Raw genomic sequence first — 18,687 nt, forward strand, 5'->3', positions numbered from 1 at the left:
CGTGGGTCCGGACCCCGACGCGCCGGCGGCGGACGAGACCCGGGGGAACTCCGGGACAGTCGGGCAGACCGGGACGCCCGCGAGTTCCGGAACGGAAGAGCGGGCGGAAGAGCGGACGAAGGAGGCTGCCGGCGGCGAGGAGCACGGCGAGCCCGCCGACGAACCCGCCCTCTCGCACGCCACCGTCGGCGAAGAACCCACGGCCGCACACGCCCCCGCCGACGACGAACCCACCCTCTCGCACCCCGACACCGAAGCCGAAGCCGAAGCCGACGCGACTGGCCCACACCTCACCGGGGACGACGAGGCCACCGGCTCGCGCCCCCTCACCGCCGACGCCGCCGAACCCACCGGCTCGCACACCGCCGCCGAAGACGAAGCCACCGCCTCGCACCCCGACGCCGCCTCCGACGACGAAGCCACCCCCGAAACCGCTCCCGAAGCCGTCGACGAGCGTCCCGCAGAACCCCCGTCCGTCGACGAGGCCGAAGCCGAAGCCGCCGCGAACACCACCGCCGCCGTCCGCCCGGGCCTGTTCGGCTGGCGCCGTCGCTTCCCCCGGGCCGCACGTGTCGTGCGGGCGGGCACGAGCGTCCTGGCCGGTGCGCTGGTGCTCACCGTGCTCATCGTGCCCAACCGCCTCGACTGGATGTCCGTCCAGGCCTTCTTCCGCCTCCCGGTCGAGGGGGTCTTCCTCGCGGCCGTCCTGCTCGTACTGCCGGCCAGGGCGCGGCGGATCACGGCCGGAGTCCTCGGGGTGGTCCTCGGACTGTCCGCCATCCTGAAGTGCATGGACATGGGCTTCCGCGAGACCCTGGCCCGGCCGTTCGACCTGGTCTTCGACTGGGTGCTGCTGAGCGACGGCGCGGACTGGGTGAAGGACTCGTTCGGGCGCTCGGGCGAGATACTCGCGGTGGTCGGGGTGATCGTCCTGGTCATCGCCGTGCTCGCGCTGAGCGTGCTCGCGATGATGCGGCTGGCGAACACGCTGGCCCGGCATCGCACCGGGGCCGTACGCACCACGCTGGTCCTGGGCGTCGCCTGGGTCGTCTGCTTCACCCTGGGCGTGCAGTTCGGCGGTGTCACCTTCGCCTCCAAGGGCTATGCCACGTACCTCTCCAACCGGGTGCAGTACGTTCGCGACGGCCTCGGCGACGCCGACGTCTACAAGAAGCAGATGGCCGTCGACGCCTTCGCCCGCACGCCGTCCGACCGGTTGCTGACCGGGCTGCGCGGCAAGGACGTGATGCTCACCTTCATCGAGAGCTACGGCCGGGTGGCCATCGACGACCCCACGATGGGACCGGAGGTCGACGCGACGCTCAAGGCGGGCGACGCCCGGCTCGAGGCCGCCGGCTTCTCGGCGCGCAGCGGCTGGCTCAGGTCGCCGGTGACGGGCGCCGGCAGCTGGCTCGCGCACTCGACGTTCCTGTCCGGCACGTGGGTCAAGAACCAGCAGCGGTACCGGTCCCTGACCACCAGCAAGCGCGCGACCCTCACCAGCTACTTCCAGAAGACCGGAGCCTGGCGGACCGTCGGCATCGTCCCCGGCGTGCGCCTGGCCTGGCCCGAGGGCAAGTACTTCGGCCTCGACCACATCTACGACTCGACCCACCTCGGCTACCAGGGCCCGTACTTCAGCTGGACGCCGGTGCCGGACCAGTTCAGTCTGGAGGCCTTCCAGAAGCTGGAGCACGGCAAGAAGAACCGCGACCCGATCATGGCGGAGATCATCCTCGCCTCCAGCCACAACCCCTGGTCCCCCATCGCCCACATGATCGACTGGAAGGACCTCGGGGACGGCAAGATCTTCTACAAGATCAAGAAGGAGGGCACGAACCCCACGGAGGTCTGGAAGAGCTCGAAGCGGGTGCGGACCGAGTACCGCAAGGCGATCCAGTACTCCCTGGACAGCCTCACCCAGTGGGTCCAGCGCTACGGCGACGACAACACCGTCCTCGTCTTCCTCGGCGACCACCAGCCCGTCCCGACGGTCACGGGCGGCACCTCCGACAGGGACGTGCCCGTCACCATCGTCGCCCGCGACCCGAAGGTGCTGGACCGCGTCTCCGACTGGGGCTGGACGGACGGGCTCAAGCCCGCGGACAACGCGCCGGAATGGGCGATGAACAAGTTCCGCGACCGCTTCATGACGGCGTTCGGCTCGACTCCGGGCCCGGCGGCCACGACCGCGGCGCACTGACCCTCCGACCACCGTCACGGCACCCTCCCCGCACCCCCGAGGAGCCCCGCCCCCGCCCCGGCGGCGGACGCACGACCCCGACACGACGGGCCCGCAGCCTTCCCGGCCGCGGGCCCGTCGTGCTGTTCCGGCACCCGCCCCGCCCGCCCGGCACCGGATCGGCGGCGCGCCGCCCATTGACCTCCAGGGTTCACGAATCTAACCTGAGTTCTCATACATAAACAGCTTCTGCATACAGGGATGAGACTCATGGCAGGGTTCGGCGCGGATCCGGACGGTGTGGTCCAGCGGTTGCGGGACGGCATGGCGGGCGGGGTGCTGTCCTTCCCGCTCACGAGCTTCACGGAGGACGGCCGGCTCGACCCGGAGGCCTACAGGTCGTACCTGAGCGGCCGGCTGGCCACGGCCCCGGGCGCGGTGTTCCCCGCCTGCGGGACCGGCGAGTTCAGCGCACTGGACGAGGACGAGTACCGCGCGGTCGTCACCGCGACGGTCGAGGTCGCGGACGGCCGCATGCCCGTCGTCGCGGGCACCGGCTACGGATGGGCGCAGGCGCTGCGGTTCGCGCGGATCGCGGAGGAGGTGGGCGCGGACGCCCTGCTCGTGCTGCCCCACTATCTCGTCGAGGCCCCCGAGGCGGGCCTGGTCGAGCAGCTGCGCCGGATCGCCGCCGGCACCCGGCTGCCGCTCATCGCCTACCAGCGCGGCCCGGTCGCCTTCACCCCGGAGGGACTGCGGGCCGTCGCGGCGATCCCGGGCGTCATCGGGCTCAAGGACGGACACAGCGACCTCGACCGGCTCCAGCGCCTCACGCTCGCCGCCCCCGACGGCTTCCTCTTCTTCAACGGGGCCGCCACCGCCGAGATCCAGGCCCGCGCGTACGCCACCGTCGGCGTCCCCGCCTATTCGTCGGCCGTCCACGCCTTCGCCCCCGAGATCGCCGGGGCCTTCTTCACCGCCCTGCGCACCGGCGACGAGGCGACCGTGAACAAGCTGCTGCGCGACTTCTACGTCCCGCTCGTGGAACTGCGCGACAAGGTGCCCGGCTACGCCGTCTCGCTGGTCAAGGCCGCCGCCCGGCTGCGGGGCCTCCCCGTCGGCCCGGTGCGCGCCCCGCTCACCGATCCCGGCCCGGCCGATCTGGCCGCCCTGGAGCGGATCCTCGACACCGGGCTGGCCCTCGTCGGAGCCGTGCGCCGGCCCGTCTGAAGCACGCGGTGGACGGCCCGGCGGGGCCCGGGCCGGGCCGGCCCCCGACCCGCCCCGTCGCCGCCACCCTGGAACCCCCGGCCCCCTCGCCCCTCACTTCCCACCCCTCGCGCACAAGGATTGTGATGCAGCGTCAACAACCGACGATCACCGAGTTCTCCGTCTACCCCGTCGCCGGACGGGACTGCATGGAGCTGAACCTGTCGGGCGCCCACGGTCCCTACTTCACCCGCAACGTCGTGGTCCTCAAGGACTCCGAGGGCCGGACCGGGCTCGGCGAGGTGCCGGGCGGGGAGAAGATCACCCGCACGCTGCGCGACGCCGCTCCCCTGGCCCTCGGGGCGAAGGTGGGCGACCACCAGCGCGTCCTGCGTGAGATCGGGGACCGTTTCGGCGACCGTGACGCGGGCGGGCGCGGCGCCCAGACCTTCGACCTGCGCACGACCGTCCACGCCGTCACCGCCGTCGAGTCGGCCCTGCTCGACCTGCTCGGACAGCACCTCGACGTGCCGGTCGCCGCCCTCCTCGGGGACGGGCAGCAGCGTGACCGGGTGCGGGTGCTGGGGTACCTCTTCTTCGTCGGCGACCCGGACCGCACGGATCTGCCGTACGTCCGCGAGAGCGGCTCGGACGTGGACTGGTACCGCCTGCGGCACGAGGAGGCGCTCACGCCGGCCGCGATCGTGCGGCAGGCCGAGGCCGCCCACGCGCTGTACGGCTTCCGCGACTTCAAGCTCAAGGGCGGTGTCCTGGAGGGCGCCGAGGAGGTACGGGCCGTCCGCGCGCTCAAGGACCGCTTCCCCGAGGCGCGCGTCACCCTCGACCCCAACGGCGCCTGGTCGCTGCGCGAGGCGATCGAGCTGTGCGGGCCCCTCGTCGGCACGCTCGCCTACGCCGAGGACCCCTGCGGCGCCGAGGACGGCTACTCGGGACGGGAGATCCTGGCCGAGTTCCGCCGGGCGACGGGGCTGCCGACGGCGACCAACATGATCGCCACGGACTGGCGGCAGCTGACCCACGCCCTGGCCCTCCAGTCGGTCTCGATCCCGCTCGCCGACCCGCACTTCTGGACCATGCGGGGCTCGGTGCGCGTGGCCCAGCTGTGCAACGCGATGGGCCTGACCTGGGGCTGCCACTCGAACAACCACTTCGACATCTCGCTCGCCATGGTCACCCACTGCGGAGCCGCCGCGCCGGGCCCGTACAACGCCCTCGACACGCACTGGATCTGGCAGGAGGGCCTGGAGCGGCTCACCGTCGACCCGCCGCGGATCGTCGACGGCGAGATCGCGCTGCCGGACGCGCCCGGCCTGGGCGTCGAGCTGGACATGGACCGGCTGCTGGCGGCGCACGAGCTGTATCTGAAGGAGGCGCTCGGCGCCCGTGACGACGCGGTCGCCATGCGTCACCTCGTGCCCGGGTGGGAATTCGACCCCAAGCGCCCCGCCCTGGCGCGCTGAACCGGCCGCCCGGACCCGCTCGCGCGAAAAGCTCGCCCCGACCCCTTGCACTGACGGCGAACACCTGAATTACTGTCCGGACAGGATCGACCGAATGATCGGTCGTCCGTTATGCCACGATCGGCGAGGGAGAGAGCGCGATGGCGGGCTCGACGGACTCGAAGGGCCTGCTCGACGCGGGCGAGCGGCTGGACGCGGAGGGACTGCGGGCGCTCCAGCTGGAGCGGCTGCGCGCGTCGCTGCGGCACGCGTACGAGAACGTCCCCTTCTACCGGGAGTCCTTCGACAAGGCCGGGCTGCGCCCCGACGACTGCCGCTCGCTCGCCGACCTGGCCCGGTTCCCCTTCACGGTGAAGGCCGATCTGCGGGAGAACTACCCGTACGGGATGTTCGCCGTGCCGCAGGACGAGATCCGGCGCCTGCACGCGTCGAGCGGGACGACCGGGCGGCCCACGGTCGTCGGCTACACGGAGAACGACCTGTCCATGTGGGCCGACATGGTGGCCCGTTCGATCCGCGCGGCGGGCGGCCGGCCCGGCGACAAGGTCCACATCGCCTACGGCTACGGGCTGTTCACGGGCGGGCTCGGCGCCCACTACGGAGCGGAACGCCTCGGCTGTACGGTGATCCCCGCATCCGGCGGCATGACGGCCCGTCAGGTCCAGCTGATCCAGGACCTGAAGCCCGAGATCATCATGGTGACTCCCTCGTACATGCTGACCCTGCTCGACGAGTTCGAGCGCCAGGGCGTGGACCCCCGTGGCACCTCGCTGCGTGTCGGCGTGTTCGGGGCCGAGCCGTGGACCGAGGAGATGCGCCGCGAGATCGAGGAGCGGTTCGCGATCGACGCGGTCGACATATACGGGCTCTCGGAGGTCATCGGCCCCGGCGTCGCCCAGGAGTGCGTGGAGACCAAGGACGGTCTGCACATCTGGGAGGACCACTTCTACCCGGAGGTCGTCGACCCGATCACCGGCGAGGTGCTGCCGGACGGCGAGGAGGGCGAGCTGGTCTTCACCTCGCTCACCAAGGAGGCCATGCCCGTGATCCGTTACCGGACACGGGACCTGACGCGGCTGCTGCCCGGTACGGCGCGGGTCTTCCGCCGGATGGAGAAGATCACCGGGCGCAGTGACGACATGGTGATCCTGCGCGGGGTCAATCTCTTCCCGACGCAGATCGAGGAGATCGTGCTGCGGACACCGGGAGTCGCCCCGCACTTCCAGCTCCGGCTGACCCGTGAGGGCCGCCTCGACGCGCTCACCGTGCGGGCGGAGGCCCGGTCGGGTGCCACTCCCGAGATGCGCGAGGCGGCGGCGCGGGCGATCACCGCGGGCGTGAAGGACGGGATCGGCGTCTCGGTCACGGTGGAGATCGTCGAACCGGAGTCCCTGGAGCGGTCGGTGGGCAAGCTGAAGCGGATCGTGGACCTGCGCCCGCGCGCCTGACGGGCGCCGACAGACTGCCGGTCGGCCCGCGGGCCGACCGGCCGCGCACAGGGCCGCGGGGGCCCCTGACACCCCCGCGACCCTGTGCGCTACGCCTCTACGCCTCTACGCCTCTACGCCCGAGCCGAATCGGTCCCGCAGTTCCCGCTTGAGGATCTTCCCGCTGGCGTTGCGCGGCAGCTCGTCCACGAACAGAACGCGCTTGGGTGCCTTGAAGTGGGCGAGCTTCTCGCGTGCGTGGGCGATCAGTTCGTCCTCGGTGACCTCGCCCCGCGGCACGACGACCGCCGTGACGGCCTCGATCCAGCGCTCGTCGGGCAGCCCGACGACGGCCACCTCGGCGACCCCCTCGTGGGTGTACAGCGCGTCCTCGACCTGGCGCGAAGCGACCAGCACACCACCGGAGTTGATGACGTCCTTCACCCGGTCCACGACGGTGAAGTAGCCGTGGGCGTCGCGCACGGCGAGGTCTCCCGAGTGGAACCAGCCGTCGCGGAACGCCTCGGCGGTCTCCTCGGGCTTGTCCCAGTAGCCCTCGCACAACTGCGGTGAGCGGTAGACGACTTCGCCCGGTGTCCCGTCCGGCACGTCCTTGCCGTCCTCGTCGACGACCCGTGCGTCCACGAACAGCACCGGAGTGCCGCACGAGTCCATGCGGCCCTTGTGCTCGTCGGGCCCGAGGACGGTGGCGAGGGGCCCGATCTCGCTCTGGCCGAAGCAGTTGTAGAAGGCGAGCTTCGGCAGCCGTTCGCGCAGCCGTTCCAGGACGGGGACCGGCATGATCGACGCACCGTAGTACGCCTTGCGCAGACCGCTCAGGTCGCGTTCGGCGAAGTCGGGGCGGTTCGACAGGCCGATCCACACGGTGGGCGGGGCGAACAGGCTGTCCGCGCGGCCCGCCTCGATCAGGTCGAAGAGCTGCCCCGCGTCCGGCGCGTCGAGGATGGTGTTCGAGGCGCCGACCGCGAGGTAGGGCAGCAGGAACACGTGCATCTGCGCCGAGTGGTAGAGCGGCAGCGAGTGCACCGGCAGGTCCCCGGCGCTCAGGTCGAGCGCGGTGATCGCGCTGAGGTACTCGTGCACCAGGGCGCGGTGCGTCATCATCGCGCCCTTGGGCAGTGCCGTGGTGCCCGAGGTGTAGAGCAGCTGCACGAGCGTGTCGGCGCGCGGCTCGTCACCGTCGTACGGGCGTGCGGCCTCCAGCCGCAGCAGGAACGAGTCGTCGGCGTCGCGCAGCGGCAGGGTCCGTACGCCCTCCGGGAGCCGGTCCGCGAGGTCGGGGTCGGTCAGGACCAGGGAGCTTCCCGACTGGCCGACGATGTAGGCGAGGTCGTCGCCGGTCAGGTTCTGGTTCACCGGCACGTGGACGAGTCCGGCGCGGGCGCAGGCGAGGAAGCCGATCAGATAGGCGTCCGAGTTGTGGCCGTAGGCGCCCACGCGGTCCCCGGGGGACAGCCCTTCGTCGAGGAGGACGGTCGCCGCGCGGGAGACGGCCTCGTCGAGTTCCGCGTACGTCCAGGAGCGCTCTCGGTAGTCGACGGCGCGCCGCGCCGGTGTGCGCCGGGCGCTGCGGCGCAGCACCCCGTCGACCGTACTGCCGTGTCCAGGCTTCATGACACGTGATCCTCGATCCACGCCGGGGCGAGGTCAAGTGAGTGCGGCGGGCCGTGGCGGGCGCCCCGGGGTCACATCACCCGGGTGCGGCCCTCCCAGTAGGGATCGCGCAGCCGCCGCTTGTACAGCTTTCCGTTGGGGTCGCGGGGCATGGCCGCGATGAAGTCGACGCTCTTGGGCCGCTTGTAGCGGGCGAGTTGCCGCTCGCAGTGGGCGAGGATGTCGGCGGCGAGCGCCGGTCCGGCCTCGTGTCCCGGCGCGGCCTCGACCACGGCCTTGACCTCCTCGCCCCAGTCGTCGTGCGGGATGCCGAAGGCGGCCGCGTCGGCGACGGCGGGGTGGGAGAGCAGCGCCGCCTCGATCTCGGCCGGGTAGATGTTGACCCCGCCCGAGATGATCATGTCGATCTTGCGGTCGCGCAGGAAGAGGTAGCCGTCCTCGTCGAGCAGGCCGAGGTCGCCGACGGTGAAGAAGTCGCCGATGCGGTTCTTCCGGGTCTTGGTCTCGTCCTTGTGGTACGAGAATCCGCCGGTGCTCATCTTCATGTAGACGGTGCCGAGTTCACCGGGCGGCAGCCGGTTGCCGTCGTCGTCGAAGACGGCCAGTTCGCTGATGGGCCAGGCCTTGCCGACGGTGCCGGGCTTCTTCAGCCAGTCCTCGGCGGTCGCGAAGGCACCACCGCCCTCGCTGGCCGCGTAGTACTCCTCGACGCACTCGCCCCACCACGCGATCATGGCCCGCTTCACGTGGTCGGGGCACGGGGCCGCGCCGTGGATGGCGTGCCGCATGGAGGTGACGTCGTAGCGGGCCTTCACCTCGTCGGGGAGGGCGAGCAGCCGGTGGAACTGGGTCGGCACCATATGGGTGTGGGTGCACGTGTGCGCGTCGATGACCCGCAGCATCTCCTCGGGCGTCCACTTGTCCATGAGGACGAGCCGGTGGCCGATGTGCAGGGACGCGCCCGCGAACTGGAGGACCGCGGTGTGGTAGAGCGGCGAGCAGACGAGGTGGACGTTGTCGTCGAACGGCCTGATGCCGAAGATGGCGAGGAAGCCGCCGAGGTACGACTCCTCGGGGAGCTTTCCGGGCAGCGGGCGCCGGATGCCGCGCGGGCGGCCGGTGGTGCCCGAGGTGTAGTTCATGACCCAGCCGAGGGTGCGGTCGGCGGGCGGCGACGCGGGCTGTCCGTCGAGGAGTTCGGCGTACGGCCTGAAACCCTCGATGTCGCCGACGGCGTACCGCTGTGCCGGGGGGAGCTTCGCCTCGTCGGCGGCGCCCCGGGCCGCGTCGGCGAACCGTTCGTGGGCGATGAGGACCTTGGCCCCCGAGTCGGAGACGATCCAGGCGATCTCGGGTCCGACGAGGTGGTGGTTGACGGGGACGAGGTAGAGACCGGCCTGGGAGGCGGCGAGGTAGGCGACGAGGAACTCGACGCCGTTGGGCAGCACGACCGCGAAGGAGTCGCCGCGTTCGAGGCCCGCGGCGCGCAGTCCGTGGACGAGCGCGTTGGCCGCCGCGTGCAGGCGTCCCGCGGTCCACTCCTCGCCGGCCGGGGTGACGAGGACGACCCGCTCGGGGTCGGCTCCGGCCTGGGCCCAGAAACCGTTGGGTGATGTCGTCATGCCCGTTCCCCCCTGCCCGCGATGCGGTTGATGCGGTCGACGGCGCGCTCGAAACCCCGGGTCAGGTCGTCGAAGACCTCCTGGACGGAGCGTTCGCTGTTCATCCGGCCGACGATCTGCCCGACCGGTGTACCCAGCAGCGGCTCCACCTCGTACTTCTGGATGCGGGACACGGCGTCGGCGACCAGGAGTCCCTGGAGCGGCATGGGGAGCGTGCCGGGCCCGTTCGGGTCGTCCCAGGCGTCGGTCCACTCGGTGCGCAGCTGGCGTGCGGGCTTGCCGGTCAGGGCGCGCGAGCGGACGGTGTCGCCGGAGCCGGCCGCGAGCAGTTTCCGGGTGACGGCCGGCGCGTGCATGTCGGCCTCCGTCACGGTCAGCCAGACCGACCCGAGCCACACGCCCTGGGCGCCGAGGCTCAGCGCGGCGGCCACCTGCTGTCCGCTGCCGATGCCGCCCGCCGCCAGGACGGGCAACGGGCCGACCGCGTCGACGACTTCGGGCGTGAGCACCATCGAGGCGATCTCCCCCGTGTGCCCGCCCGCCTCGTAGCCCTGGGCGACGACGACGTCGATGCCGGCCTCGGCGTGCTTGCGCGCGTGCCGGGCACTGCCCGCGAGGGCGGCGACGAGCACGCCCGACTCGTGGGCACGCTGGACGACGTCGGCGGGCGGTGAACCCAGCGCGTTGGCCAGCAGTTTGATCGGGTAGTCGAAGGCGACGTCGAGCTGGCCTCGGGCGACCTGCTCCATCCAGCCGGTGATGCGCCAGCCGGACGCCTCGCCCTCGGCGAGTTCGGGGACGCCGTACTTGGCGAGGGTGTCCCGGACGAACTGACGGTGCCCCTCGGGGATCATCGCCTCGACGTCGGCCTCGCTGACCCCCTCGACCTTCTTGGCGGGCATGACGACGTCCAGGCCGTAGGGCCTGCCGCCGACGTTCGCCTCGATCCAGTCGAGGTCGCGCTCCAGGTCCGTGGGGGCGGTGTAGCGGACCGCGCCGAGCACACCGAACCCGCCCGCGCGGCTGATGGCCGCGGCGACGGCGGGAAACGGCGTGAAGCCGAAAATGGCGTGCTCGACTCCCAGTTCCTTGCTCAGCTCCGTCTGCATGGGCGCAGGATGCCGCAGACCTCCGGACGAGGGAAGGCCTTTTCTGATACTCCGTCAGATCTTCGGAGCCTGCTGGGGAGGGGCGAGGCGGCGGCCTTCGGGTCAGTCCTTTCGGCCCGGCGACTCCAGTACGGCCTTCGCCGCGTTGTGCCCCGGCACCCCGCTCACCCCGCCGCCGCGCACCGCGCCCGCCCCGCACAGCATCACGTTGGCGTGCCGGGTCTCCACGCCCCAGCGGCCGGTGCCCTCCTGGGCGTAGGGGAAGGCGAGGTCACGGTGGAAGATGTTGCCGCCCGGCAGGCGCAGGTCCCGCTCCAGGTCGAGCGGGGTCTTCGCCTCGATGCACGGCCGCCCGTCCGCGTCGGTGGCCAGACAGTCGGCGAGCGGCTCCGCGAGATGCGCGTCCAGCTGGGCCAGCGTCGACTTCAGCAACTCCTCCCGTACGGCGTCGTTGTCCCGTTCGAAGAGCCGCGCGGGCGTGTGGAGGCCGAAGAGGGTCAGGGTCTGGTAGCCCCGCTCCACCAGGTCCCGGCCGAGGATGCTGGGATCGGTGAGCGAGTGGCAGTAGATCTCGGAGGGCGGCGCGGCGGGCAGTTCACCGGCCGCGGCCTGCGCGTGGGCGGCCGCCAACTGCTCGTACCCCTCGGCGATGTGGAAGGTGCCGGAGAACGCCTCGCGCGGGTCGACCGAGGTGTCGCGGAGCCTCGGCAGCCGCTTGAGCAGCATGTTCACCTTGAGCTGGGCGCCCTCCGCCGGGGTCGGCGGCTCGTCTCCCGTGAGGTGGGCGAGCTCCTGCGGCGAGGCGTTCACCAGGACGTGCCGGGCCGCGACGACGCCCTCCCCGTCGGCGGTCCGGTACGTGATCTCGGCGGACTCGCCGTCCGTGTCGATGCGCAGCACCTCGTGGCCGGTCTCGATCACGGCACCCGCCGCGCGCGCCGCGCCGGTGATCGCGTCGGTGAGGGCGCCCATGCCGCCGACGGGCACGTCCCAGTTTCCGGTGCCGCCGCCGATCACGTGGTAGAGGAAGCAGCGGTTCTGCCGCAGCGAGGGGTCGTGGGCGTCGGCGAAGGTGCCGATGAGCGCGTCGGTGAGCACGACACCGCGTACGAGGTCGTCGGCGAAGTACTCCTCGACGGCTCTGCCGACCGGTTCCTCGAAGAGGATGCGCCACGCGTCCTCGTCGTCGACCCGCGCCCTCAGTTCCTCGCGGGTGGGCAACGGTTCGGTCAGCGTCGGGAACACCCGCTGCGCGACGCGGCCGGTCATCCCGTAGAAGCGCTGCCACGCCTCGTACTCGCGCTCCGATCCCGTCAGCTCGGCGAACGCCTCGCGGGTGCGCCGCTCGCCGCCGCCGACGAGCAGCCCGGTGGGCCGTCCGTCGCGCTCGACGGGCGTGTACGAGGAGACCGTGCGGCCCCGGACCCGGAAGTCGAGGCCCAGATCCCGCACGATCTTGCGGGGCAGCAGGCTCACCAGGTACGAGTAGCGCGACAGCCGCGCGTCGACCCCGGCGAACGGCCGGGTGGACACGGCGGCGCCACCGGTGTTCCCGAGGCGCTCCAGCACCAGCACGGACCGTCCGGCCCGCGCCAGATAGGCGGCGGCGACCAGTCCGTTGTGGCCTCCGCCGACGATCACGGCGTCATATCCCTCGTGTACAGGCATGTCTCTTCGTAGCACGTGATGATCTACGTCGGCCAGGGGTGCGCGGCATGCGGCGGCACTCCGTACGGGTGGGCACGGGTGGGCACGCGGACGACTCGGACGGAGGCGACGTCGGGATGTCGCGGACGTCGCGGACGGCCGGGACCGCGGGCGCACGCTCGTGCGGGACGGCCGCTCCTGTGCCCGGGCGGCCCCGGAACCGCCTGTGCCCGGGCGGCTTCCGGGCCGGTCCTTCAGTGCCGGCGCCTGGTGTTGAGGCGGGCCGCCTGGCGAGTCAGATGGTCGCGTTCGGCCAGGTCGGGCGCCTTGCGCGCCGCCTCCGCGTACAGCCGTGCCGCCCGCGCCAGATCGCCGTCGCGCTCGTGGAGGTAGGCGGCCACCGCGGTATGGCGGGGCAGCGAGTCGTCCAGCGCCGCGAGCGCCGCCAGACCGGCGCGCGGTCCGTCCGCCTCGCCCACGGCCACGGCCCGGTTGAGCCGGACGACGGGACTGTCGGTCAGCCGCGCGAGCTCGTCGTACCACTCGACGATCTGCACCCAGTCGGTCTCCTCGGCGGTGCGCGCGTCGGCGTGCAGTGCCGCGATGGCGGCCTGGGCCTGGAACTCGCCCAGCCGGTCGCGGGCGAGGGCCGCCTGCAGGATCGCGACGCCCTCGGCGATCACCCCCGTGTCCCACCGGCCGCGGTCCTGCTCGGCCAGCGGCACCAGACTGCCGTCGGGCCTGGTCCGGGCGTCGCGCCGGGCGTGGTGGAGCAGCATCAGGGCGAGCAGCCCCGCGACCTCGGGGTGGTCGACCTGGGCCGCGAGCTGCCGGGTGAGCCGGATGGCCTCGGCGACGAGGTCGACATCGCCGGAGTAGCCCTCGTTGAAGACCAGGTAGAGGACGCGCAGCACGGTGGCGACGTCTCCGTGACGGTCGAGGCGGACGCCGGAGACGGTGCGCTTGGCCCGGCTGATGCGCTGCGCCATGGTCGCCTCGGGGACCAGGTAGGCCCGGGCGATCTGGCGGGTGGTGAGTCCGCCGACGGCACGCAGGGTGAGCGCGACCGCCGAGGACGGGGTCAGGGAGGGGTGGGCGCACAGAAAGTACAGCTGGAGCGTGTCGTCCACCCCGGGCGCGGGTCCCGCCGCCGGCTCCTCGTCGACCAGGTCCTCGCGGCGGCGGCGGGCGGCGTCCGCCCGGGTCGCGTCCAGGAACCGGCGCCAGGCGACGGTGACCAGCCAGCCCTTGGGGTCCCGCGGCTCGTCGGCCGGCCAGACGCGGACGGCCTCGACGAGCGCGTCCTGCACGGCGTCCTCGGCCGCCGCGAAGTCGGCTCCGCGGCGGACGAGGACGGCGAGCACGCTCGGCGTGAGGCTCCGGAGCAGAGCCTCGTCCATGGGTGGGGTCACTCCGTGACGGTGGGGTGGGCGGTCAGGAACGGGCGCAGCTCGAGCCACTCGTGGATCGGCTTCCCGCCCGCGCCGGGGGCGGCCGACAGTTCCCCGGCCAGTTCGACGGCACGCTCGTGGCTGTCGACGTCGATCACCATCCAGCCGGCGATGAGGTCCTTGGTCTCGGCGAACGGACCGTCGGTGACCGGCGGACGCCCCTCGCCGTCGTAGCGGACCCACTGTCCCTCGGGGGCGAGCGCCTGGCCGTCGACGAACTCGCCGGTCTTCTCCAGCCGGGCCGCGAAGTCGTTCATGTACTGCACGTGAGCGGTGATCTCCTCCGGCTTCCACTGGTCCATGGGTACGTCGTTGACCGCGGCCGGGGCGCCTCGGTAGTGCTTGAGCAGCAGGTACTTGGCCATCGTGATCTCCTCGGTTCCGGTGCGGCCCATTGTGGTCGCCTTCACTGCTGGGACGGAGCGGGCCACGGCTTCTCGACATCACCGGCCAAGATTTTTTCTCCCGTGGAGAATTGCGTGGAGAAGCGCAGGTCGGCGCGCCTTCAGATGGGCCGTCGCCGCACCCGGCCGGGCGGTCAGCGCCCCTGGGCCGCCCGGCGCTGCCGCAGGGCGGCCACCCTGCGGTACAGCTCCGCCGCCTCCCGCCGGTGCCCGAGCTGCTCCAGGCAGTGCGCCTCGTCGTTGCGGCTGGAGAGGGTGTCGGGATGGTCGGCGCCGAGCACCCGCTCGCGGGCGGCCGCGACCCGCCGGTACTCGGTGAGGGCGTCGGCCCAGCGTCCGAGCCAGCCGAGCCCGACGGCGACCTCGCGGCGGCTGACGAGGGTGTCGGGGTGGTCGGTCCCGAGGGCGCGCTCGCGGATGGCGCACACGTCACGGGACTCGGCCAGAGCCTCCTCCCAGCGGCCCAGGCGGCCGAGGTTCACGCCGAGCCCGTGCCGGGCGCGCAGGGTCTCGGGGTGGGTGGCGCCCTGGGCGCGGGTCCGGTCGGCGACGAGCGCGCGGTACAGCTCCAGAGCCTGCGCGCTGCGGCCGAGCCTGCCGAGGCTGATGCCCACCTCGTAGCGCGCGGCGAGCGTGTCCGGATGGTCGGGGCCCAGCGCCCGCGCACGGGCTGCCGCCACCTCCTGGTAGGTCCCCAGCGCCTCGGGCCAGCGCCCCAGCTGACCGAGCGCGTAGGCGACTTCGTAGCGCGTGACGAGCGTGTCCGGGTGGGTCGCGCCCAACACCCGGGCGCGGGCGACGGCGACTTCGGCCGCCATGCGGTACGAGTCCTCCAGGCGTCCGAGCCTGCTGAGGTTGAAGGCGAGGTTGTGGCGGCAGCGCAGGGTGTCCGGATGGTCGGGTCCCATCGCGCGCTGCCGGGCGGCGAGCACCGAGGTGTAGGCCTGGTGCGCCTCGAAGTGACGGCCCAACTGACCCAGTACGTACGCCATCTCCTGCCGAGCGGCGAGGGTGTCGGGGTGGTCGACGCCGAGCACCCGCTCTCTGGCCTGGGCGACGCGCGCGTACTCGCCCAGTGCCTCACCGGGGCGTCCGGTGCGGCTGAGGGTGAAGCCGATCTCGTACCGGCTGGCGAGCGTGTCCGGGTGGTCGGGGCCGAGCAGCCGCTCGCGTTCGGCGGCGACCGAGCGGTGGACCTCGCCCGCCTCGGCCCACCGGCCGAGCCTTCCGAGGCTCAGCCCGGCGTTGTGCCGCCCCGCGAGAGCGGTGATCGACTCCGTCGCGGGGGCGGGGCGTTCGCCTCTGCCGGGAGGGAGGGGGACGGCGGCGGAGGGGCGGGCGATCCACTCGCCGGTGAGACCGGCCGACGCGTCGGGCGGGGTGCCGCGCCATTCCGCGCCGGTGGCCTTGTGGCCGGTGGTCATGCCCTGTGTCCAGGACGGCAGCCGGGGTTCGCGGGAGGGCGGCTGCTCGGGCCGGGACGGGAACCGCGGTGCCGTGGACGGCCGTTCGGGGACGGGGCGCGGCGGGGCCGGGGCGACCACGGTCGGCACGTACATCGGCGTGGTACGCCCGGCGGTGATGCGTCGGGCGAGTTCGCCGGCGTCCTGCGGGCGCTGCTCGGGCCTTTTGGCGAGCAGGTCGAGGATGATCCGCTCCAGGTACTCGGGGAGATCGGCCCGGTGGGTGCGGGGCGGCTCGGGCACGGTGTCGCGGTGACCGACGAGGATGGCCCACGCGTCGCCGAGGTCGAACGGCGGGGCTCCGGTGGCGATCTCGTAGAGGACGCAGCCGAAGGAGTAGAGGTCGCTGCGCTGGTCGACCTCCGAACCGCCGATCTGCTCCGGCGACATGTAGTGCGGGGTGCCCATCGCGACACCGGTGCCGGTGAGCCGCGAGGTGAATCCGATGTCGTGCCCGAGGCGGGCGATGCCGAAGTCGCAGATCTTCACCGTGCCGTCGGTCAGCCGCATGATGTTCGCGGGCTTCAGGTCACGGTGCACGATGTTCTGCTGGTGGGTGTAGGCGAGCGCGGCGGTCACCTGGTCGGCGATGTCGACGACTTCGTCGACCGCGAGCCGGTGCTGCCGGTTCTCCTCCAGCAGCTGGCCGAGGTTGTGCCCCTCCAGCAGTTCCATGACCAGGTACAGCACACCGTCGGACTCGCCGAAGTCGTGGACGACGGTCACTCCGCGGTGCTGGAGGGCCGCGGCGACCCGGGCCTCGCGCCGGAACCGCTCACGCAGGACGCGGGCGAAGGACGGGTCGTGGTGCGGGCCGAGCGGCTTGAGGCACTTGACGGCCACCTGTCGGCCCAGCGACTCGTCCCGCGCCCGCCACACCTCGCCCATGCCGCCGCGCCCGATCGGGTCGAGGAGCCGGTACCGGCCCTGGATCAGCCTGCTCTCCGCCATCTCGCGCGATCGCCCCCGTCACTGCTTCGGCCCCGGGCCCGCCCCCCGGCCCGCCCCCGTCCAGTATGACGAGCTATCAGCCGACTTTGTACGGCACCGCAGGCGAGCCGGGGCCGAGCCGTGACACGGCCGGGAGAATGTCTTGGGGCGCGAGGTGCCGGCGCGGCCGTGCGGGGACACGGCGCGGCGTGGTGCCCATGACACACAGCGCCGGATCGTGGTGGTGGGCGACGGCACGGGATGACGCGGGACGGCGCGCCCCCGCCGCACGACGCGTGGGCGCACGACGGCAGAGCGGCGCGCACGGCACCTGTCGTGCGCCTTCTTCGCGGTGCGCGCGCCGGGGTGCGGTCGCGGGCGGTGTGGTCGCGGGCGGTGGCGCGGCGGTGGGTGGCGGATCCGGCGGTGGGTGGCGCGTGCGGCAGTGGGTGGCGCGTGCGGTGCCAGGTGTACAGCAACCGCCCGTCCCCCCCATCCGTTTCGTACGGCATCGCGGCTCGGCCCGTCACTCGTACCGGTACTTCAGCGAGTCCGCCTCCGCCTGCTCGATGTCGGCGATCGTCAGCTCCGGCATCCGCAGCTGGGCCAGCGTCACCTCGGCCGAGGCCGGCTGGGCGTCCGCCGACAGCCACTCCTCCGGCTTCCAGGCCCCGCTGCGCAGCAGCGACTTGGGGCAGTGCGGGTAGACCTCCTCGATCCCCAGCACCAGCGCGCTGGCCGGCGGCTTGCCCACGGCGGTCAGCTGCGACAGCAGCTCCGGGCGGGTGGAGACACAGGCCCGGCCGTTCACCCTGAGCGTCGTGGTCCGCCCCGGGACGACGAACAGCAGCCCGGCCCGTCCGGTGGCGACGACGTTCTGCAGGGTGTCCAGACGCTTGTTGCCGGTCGCGTCCGGTATCGCCACCGTCCGTGCGTCCAGGACGGCGACGAACCCGGCGGGGCCGCCGCGCGGGGAAACGTCGCAGTTGCCCTCGGCGTCCGCGCTGGCGACCAGGACCAGCGACGAGCAGCCGATCAGCCGCCGGGTCTGCTCGGTGAGTTCCGCCGTCTGCTTCCGCACGGCCGCGTCGCCGGGGACTGCGTAGACCCGGCGCAACGCCTCCCGATCGGGCACGGCGTCGAGGCGGAGCGAGTCGAACGCACTGGCGGCGAGGGGTGTTGTCATGCCCCCGACCCTAATGGGCCGACCTGCGATCGATCTCGGCGTGTTCGCCTGTGCCGCGGCCGTCCCGACCCCCGCCGTACGCCCTCCGCTCGCCGTTCCGCCATGCCGCGCCCCTGGTCGATGCGCCCGGACCGGTTCTCCCGACGCTCCTCGGCGGCCCGACGGGCTCTGGTGGGCTCTGGCGGGAAGTTCTGAATGGTGGTTCACTTCTTTCATGCCGTACCGCAAGACGCCTTCCGAGATCCGCCGGCTGGAAGCCGCCAGAGAGCACCTGATCGCCTGTGCCACCTCGGTCGTCGCCGAGGTGGGCTGGGCCCAGACGTCGGTGACCGCGGTCGCCGACTCGGCCGGGATCTCGGCCGGCTCGGTGTACCAGCACTTCCCGTCCAAGGCGGCCCTCGCCGTGGAGGTGTTCCGGCGCGCCGCGGGCCGTGAGGTGGAGGTGCTCGGCGAGGTACTGGACGGCGAGGGCGACCCCGTCGAACGGCTCGCCCGCGGGATCGAGGTGTTCGCGCGCCGGGCCCTGGAGAACCGCGGCCTGGCCTACGCCCTGCTCGCCGCCCCGGCCGAGGCGGCGGTGGGCGCCGAGCGCCTGGAATTCCGGCGCCGCTACCGCGCGCTGTTCGCCGAGGTGGTGCGCCAGGGCATGACGGCGGGCCTGCTGCCCGCCCAGAACGGCGAGATCACCGCCGCGGCGCTCACCGGCGCGATCGGCGAGGTGCTCGTGGACCCGCTCGGCGCCCCGGCCGAGCAGACCTCCGGCGAACTCCTGGCGGAACTCACGGCCATGGCCCTGCGGTGCGCGGGCGCGTCCGCCGCCCGGGGCCCGTCCGACGAGCCGTAGAGCCGGGCGCCTCCGCCGCCGGGGTTCCGCCACCGCTTCTCCGCTCCGCCTCGCACTTCCCCGCTCCTCCCTCTGCCCCGCCGACCGCACACCGGAG

Annotated in this window: 13 protein-coding genes; 5 read left to right on the forward strand and 8 right to left on the reverse strand. The window is 72.7% G+C overall.

Going from position 1 to position 18,687, the window contains the following annotated elements:
- Positions 1-532 precede the first annotated feature (532 nt).
- From ACH4S8_RS34010 to paaK, 4 genes are all read left to right on the forward strand, one after another.
- On the forward strand, positions 533-2,203 hold the full coding sequence (locus tag ACH4S8_RS34010; protein ID WP_398401148.1) for a sulfatase: 1,671 nt from the start codon (positions 533-535) through the stop codon (positions 2,201-2,203).
- 249 nt (positions 2,204-2,452) lie between these two features.
- On the forward strand, positions 2,453-3,412 hold the full coding sequence (locus ACH4S8_RS34015) for a 5-dehydro-4-deoxyglucarate dehydratase (protein WP_398401027.1): 960 nt from the start codon (positions 2,453-2,455) through the stop codon (positions 3,410-3,412).
- A 125-nt stretch (positions 3,413-3,537) separates the two neighbouring features.
- Positions 3,538-4,872, forward strand: coding sequence for an enolase C-terminal domain-like protein (locus ACH4S8_RS34020; RefSeq protein WP_398401029.1), 1,335 nt, complete (start codon positions 3,538-3,540; stop codon positions 4,870-4,872).
- A gap of 140 nt (positions 4,873-5,012) precedes the next feature.
- Positions 5,013-6,320 carry a phenylacetate--CoA ligase PaaK gene (gene paaK, locus ACH4S8_RS34025; protein ID WP_398401031.1) on the forward strand — a complete coding sequence of 436 codons (1,308 nt, stop codon included), beginning with the start codon at positions 5,013-5,015 and terminating at the stop codon, positions 6,318-6,320.
- Between the two features lie 105 nt (positions 6,321-6,425).
- Here the strand turns inward: paaK and ACH4S8_RS34030 are convergent, their stop codons facing one another.
- From ACH4S8_RS34030 to ACH4S8_RS34065, 8 genes are all read right to left on the reverse strand, one after another.
- Positions 6,426-7,934: an acyl-CoA synthetase gene (locus ACH4S8_RS34030; RefSeq protein WP_398401033.1), complete on the reverse strand. Its 1,509-nt coding sequence runs from the start codon at positions 7,932-7,934 to the stop codon at positions 6,426-6,428.
- Positions 7,935-8,005: 71 nt separating this feature from the next.
- Entirely contained in the window at positions 8,006-9,556 is a 1,551-nt protein-coding gene (locus ACH4S8_RS34035; RefSeq protein ID WP_398401035.1) for an acyl-CoA synthetase, read from the reverse strand.
- Positions 9,553-10,665, reverse strand: a complete 1,113-nt coding sequence (locus ACH4S8_RS34040; RefSeq protein WP_398401037.1) for an NAD(P)H-dependent flavin oxidoreductase — start codon at positions 10,663-10,665, stop codon at positions 9,553-9,555. The genes ACH4S8_RS34035 and ACH4S8_RS34040 overlap by 4 nt, the downstream gene beginning before the upstream one ends.
- Before the next feature lie 102 nt (positions 10,666-10,767).
- Positions 10,768-12,333, reverse strand: a complete 1,566-nt coding sequence (locus ACH4S8_RS34045; RefSeq protein ID WP_398401039.1) for a phytoene desaturase family protein — start codon at positions 12,331-12,333, stop codon at positions 10,768-10,770.
- 233 nt (positions 12,334-12,566) lie between these two features.
- A complete protein-coding gene (locus ACH4S8_RS34050; protein WP_398401041.1) occupies positions 12,567-13,712 on the reverse strand; it encodes an RNA polymerase sigma factor in 1,146 nt (381 codons plus the stop codon).
- 8 nt (positions 13,713-13,720) lie between these two features.
- Positions 13,721-14,128, reverse strand: coding sequence for a YciI family protein (locus ACH4S8_RS34055; protein WP_398401150.1), 408 nt, complete (start codon positions 14,126-14,128; stop codon positions 13,721-13,723).
- A gap of 173 nt (positions 14,129-14,301) precedes the next feature.
- Entirely contained in the window at positions 14,302-16,581 is a 2,280-nt protein-coding gene (locus tag ACH4S8_RS34060) for a tetratricopeptide repeat protein (protein ID WP_398401043.1), read from the reverse strand.
- A 505-nt stretch (positions 16,582-17,086) separates the two neighbouring features.
- Positions 17,087-17,746 (reverse strand): MSMEG_1061 family FMN-dependent PPOX-type flavoprotein, encoded by a 660-nt coding sequence (locus tag ACH4S8_RS34065; protein ID WP_398401045.1) that lies wholly within the window; start codon positions 17,744-17,746, stop codon positions 17,087-17,089.
- Positions 17,747-17,960: 214 nt separating this feature from the next.
- Here ACH4S8_RS34065 and ACH4S8_RS34070 point away from each other — a divergent pair, with 214 nt between their 5' ends.
- The gene (locus ACH4S8_RS34070; RefSeq protein ID WP_398401047.1) at positions 17,961-18,590 is read left to right on the forward strand and encodes a TetR/AcrR family transcriptional regulator; all 630 of its coding nucleotides are present in this window, start codon (positions 17,961-17,963) and stop codon (positions 18,588-18,590) included.
- Positions 18,591-18,687 lie beyond the last annotated feature (97 nt).

This window comes from Streptomyces sp. NPDC021080 (assembly GCF_044333225.1).
GTDB lineage: Bacteria > Actinomycetota > Actinomycetes > Streptomycetales > Streptomycetaceae > Streptomyces.

Excerpts from the sequence above, each read along its gene's own strand:
- ACH4S8_RS34015 (WP_398401027.1), top strand. The coding sequence starts at position 2,453 with ATGGCAGGGTTCGGCGCGGATCCGGACGGTGTGGTCCAGCGGTTGCGG.
- ACH4S8_RS34020 (WP_398401029.1), top strand. The coding sequence starts at position 3,538 with ATGCAGCGTCAACAACCGACGATCACCGAGTTCTCCGTCTACCCCGTC.
- paaK (WP_398401031.1), top strand. The coding sequence starts at position 5,013 with ATGGCGGGCTCGACGGACTCGAAGGGCCTGCTCGACGCGGGCGAGCGG.
- ACH4S8_RS34030 (WP_398401033.1), bottom strand. The coding sequence starts at position 7,934 with ATGAAGCCTGGACACGGCAGTACGGTCGACGGGGTGCTGCGCCGCAGC.
- ACH4S8_RS34035 (WP_398401035.1), bottom strand. The coding sequence starts at position 9,556 with ATGACGACATCACCCAACGGTTTCTGGGCCCAGGCCGGAGCCGACCCC.
- ACH4S8_RS34040 (WP_398401037.1), bottom strand. The coding sequence starts at position 10,665 with ATGCAGACGGAGCTGAGCAAGGAACTGGGAGTCGAGCACGCCATTTTC.
- ACH4S8_RS34045 (WP_398401039.1), bottom strand. The coding sequence starts at position 12,333 with ATGCCTGTACACGAGGGATATGACGCCGTGATCGTCGGCGGAGGCCAC.
- ACH4S8_RS34050 (WP_398401041.1), bottom strand. The coding sequence starts at position 13,712 with ATGGACGAGGCTCTGCTCCGGAGCCTCACGCCGAGCGTGCTCGCCGTC.
- ACH4S8_RS34055 (WP_398401150.1), bottom strand. The coding sequence starts at position 14,128 with ATGGCCAAGTACCTGCTGCTCAAGCACTACCGAGGCGCCCCGGCCGCG.
- ACH4S8_RS34060 (WP_398401043.1), bottom strand. The coding sequence starts at position 16,581 with ATGGCGGAGAGCAGGCTGATCCAGGGCCGGTACCGGCTCCTCGACCCG.
- ACH4S8_RS34065 (WP_398401045.1), bottom strand. The coding sequence starts at position 17,746 with ATGACAACACCCCTCGCCGCCAGTGCGTTCGACTCGCTCCGCCTCGAC.
- ACH4S8_RS34070 (WP_398401047.1), top strand. The coding sequence starts at position 17,961 with ATGCCGTACCGCAAGACGCCTTCCGAGATCCGCCGGCTGGAAGCCGCC.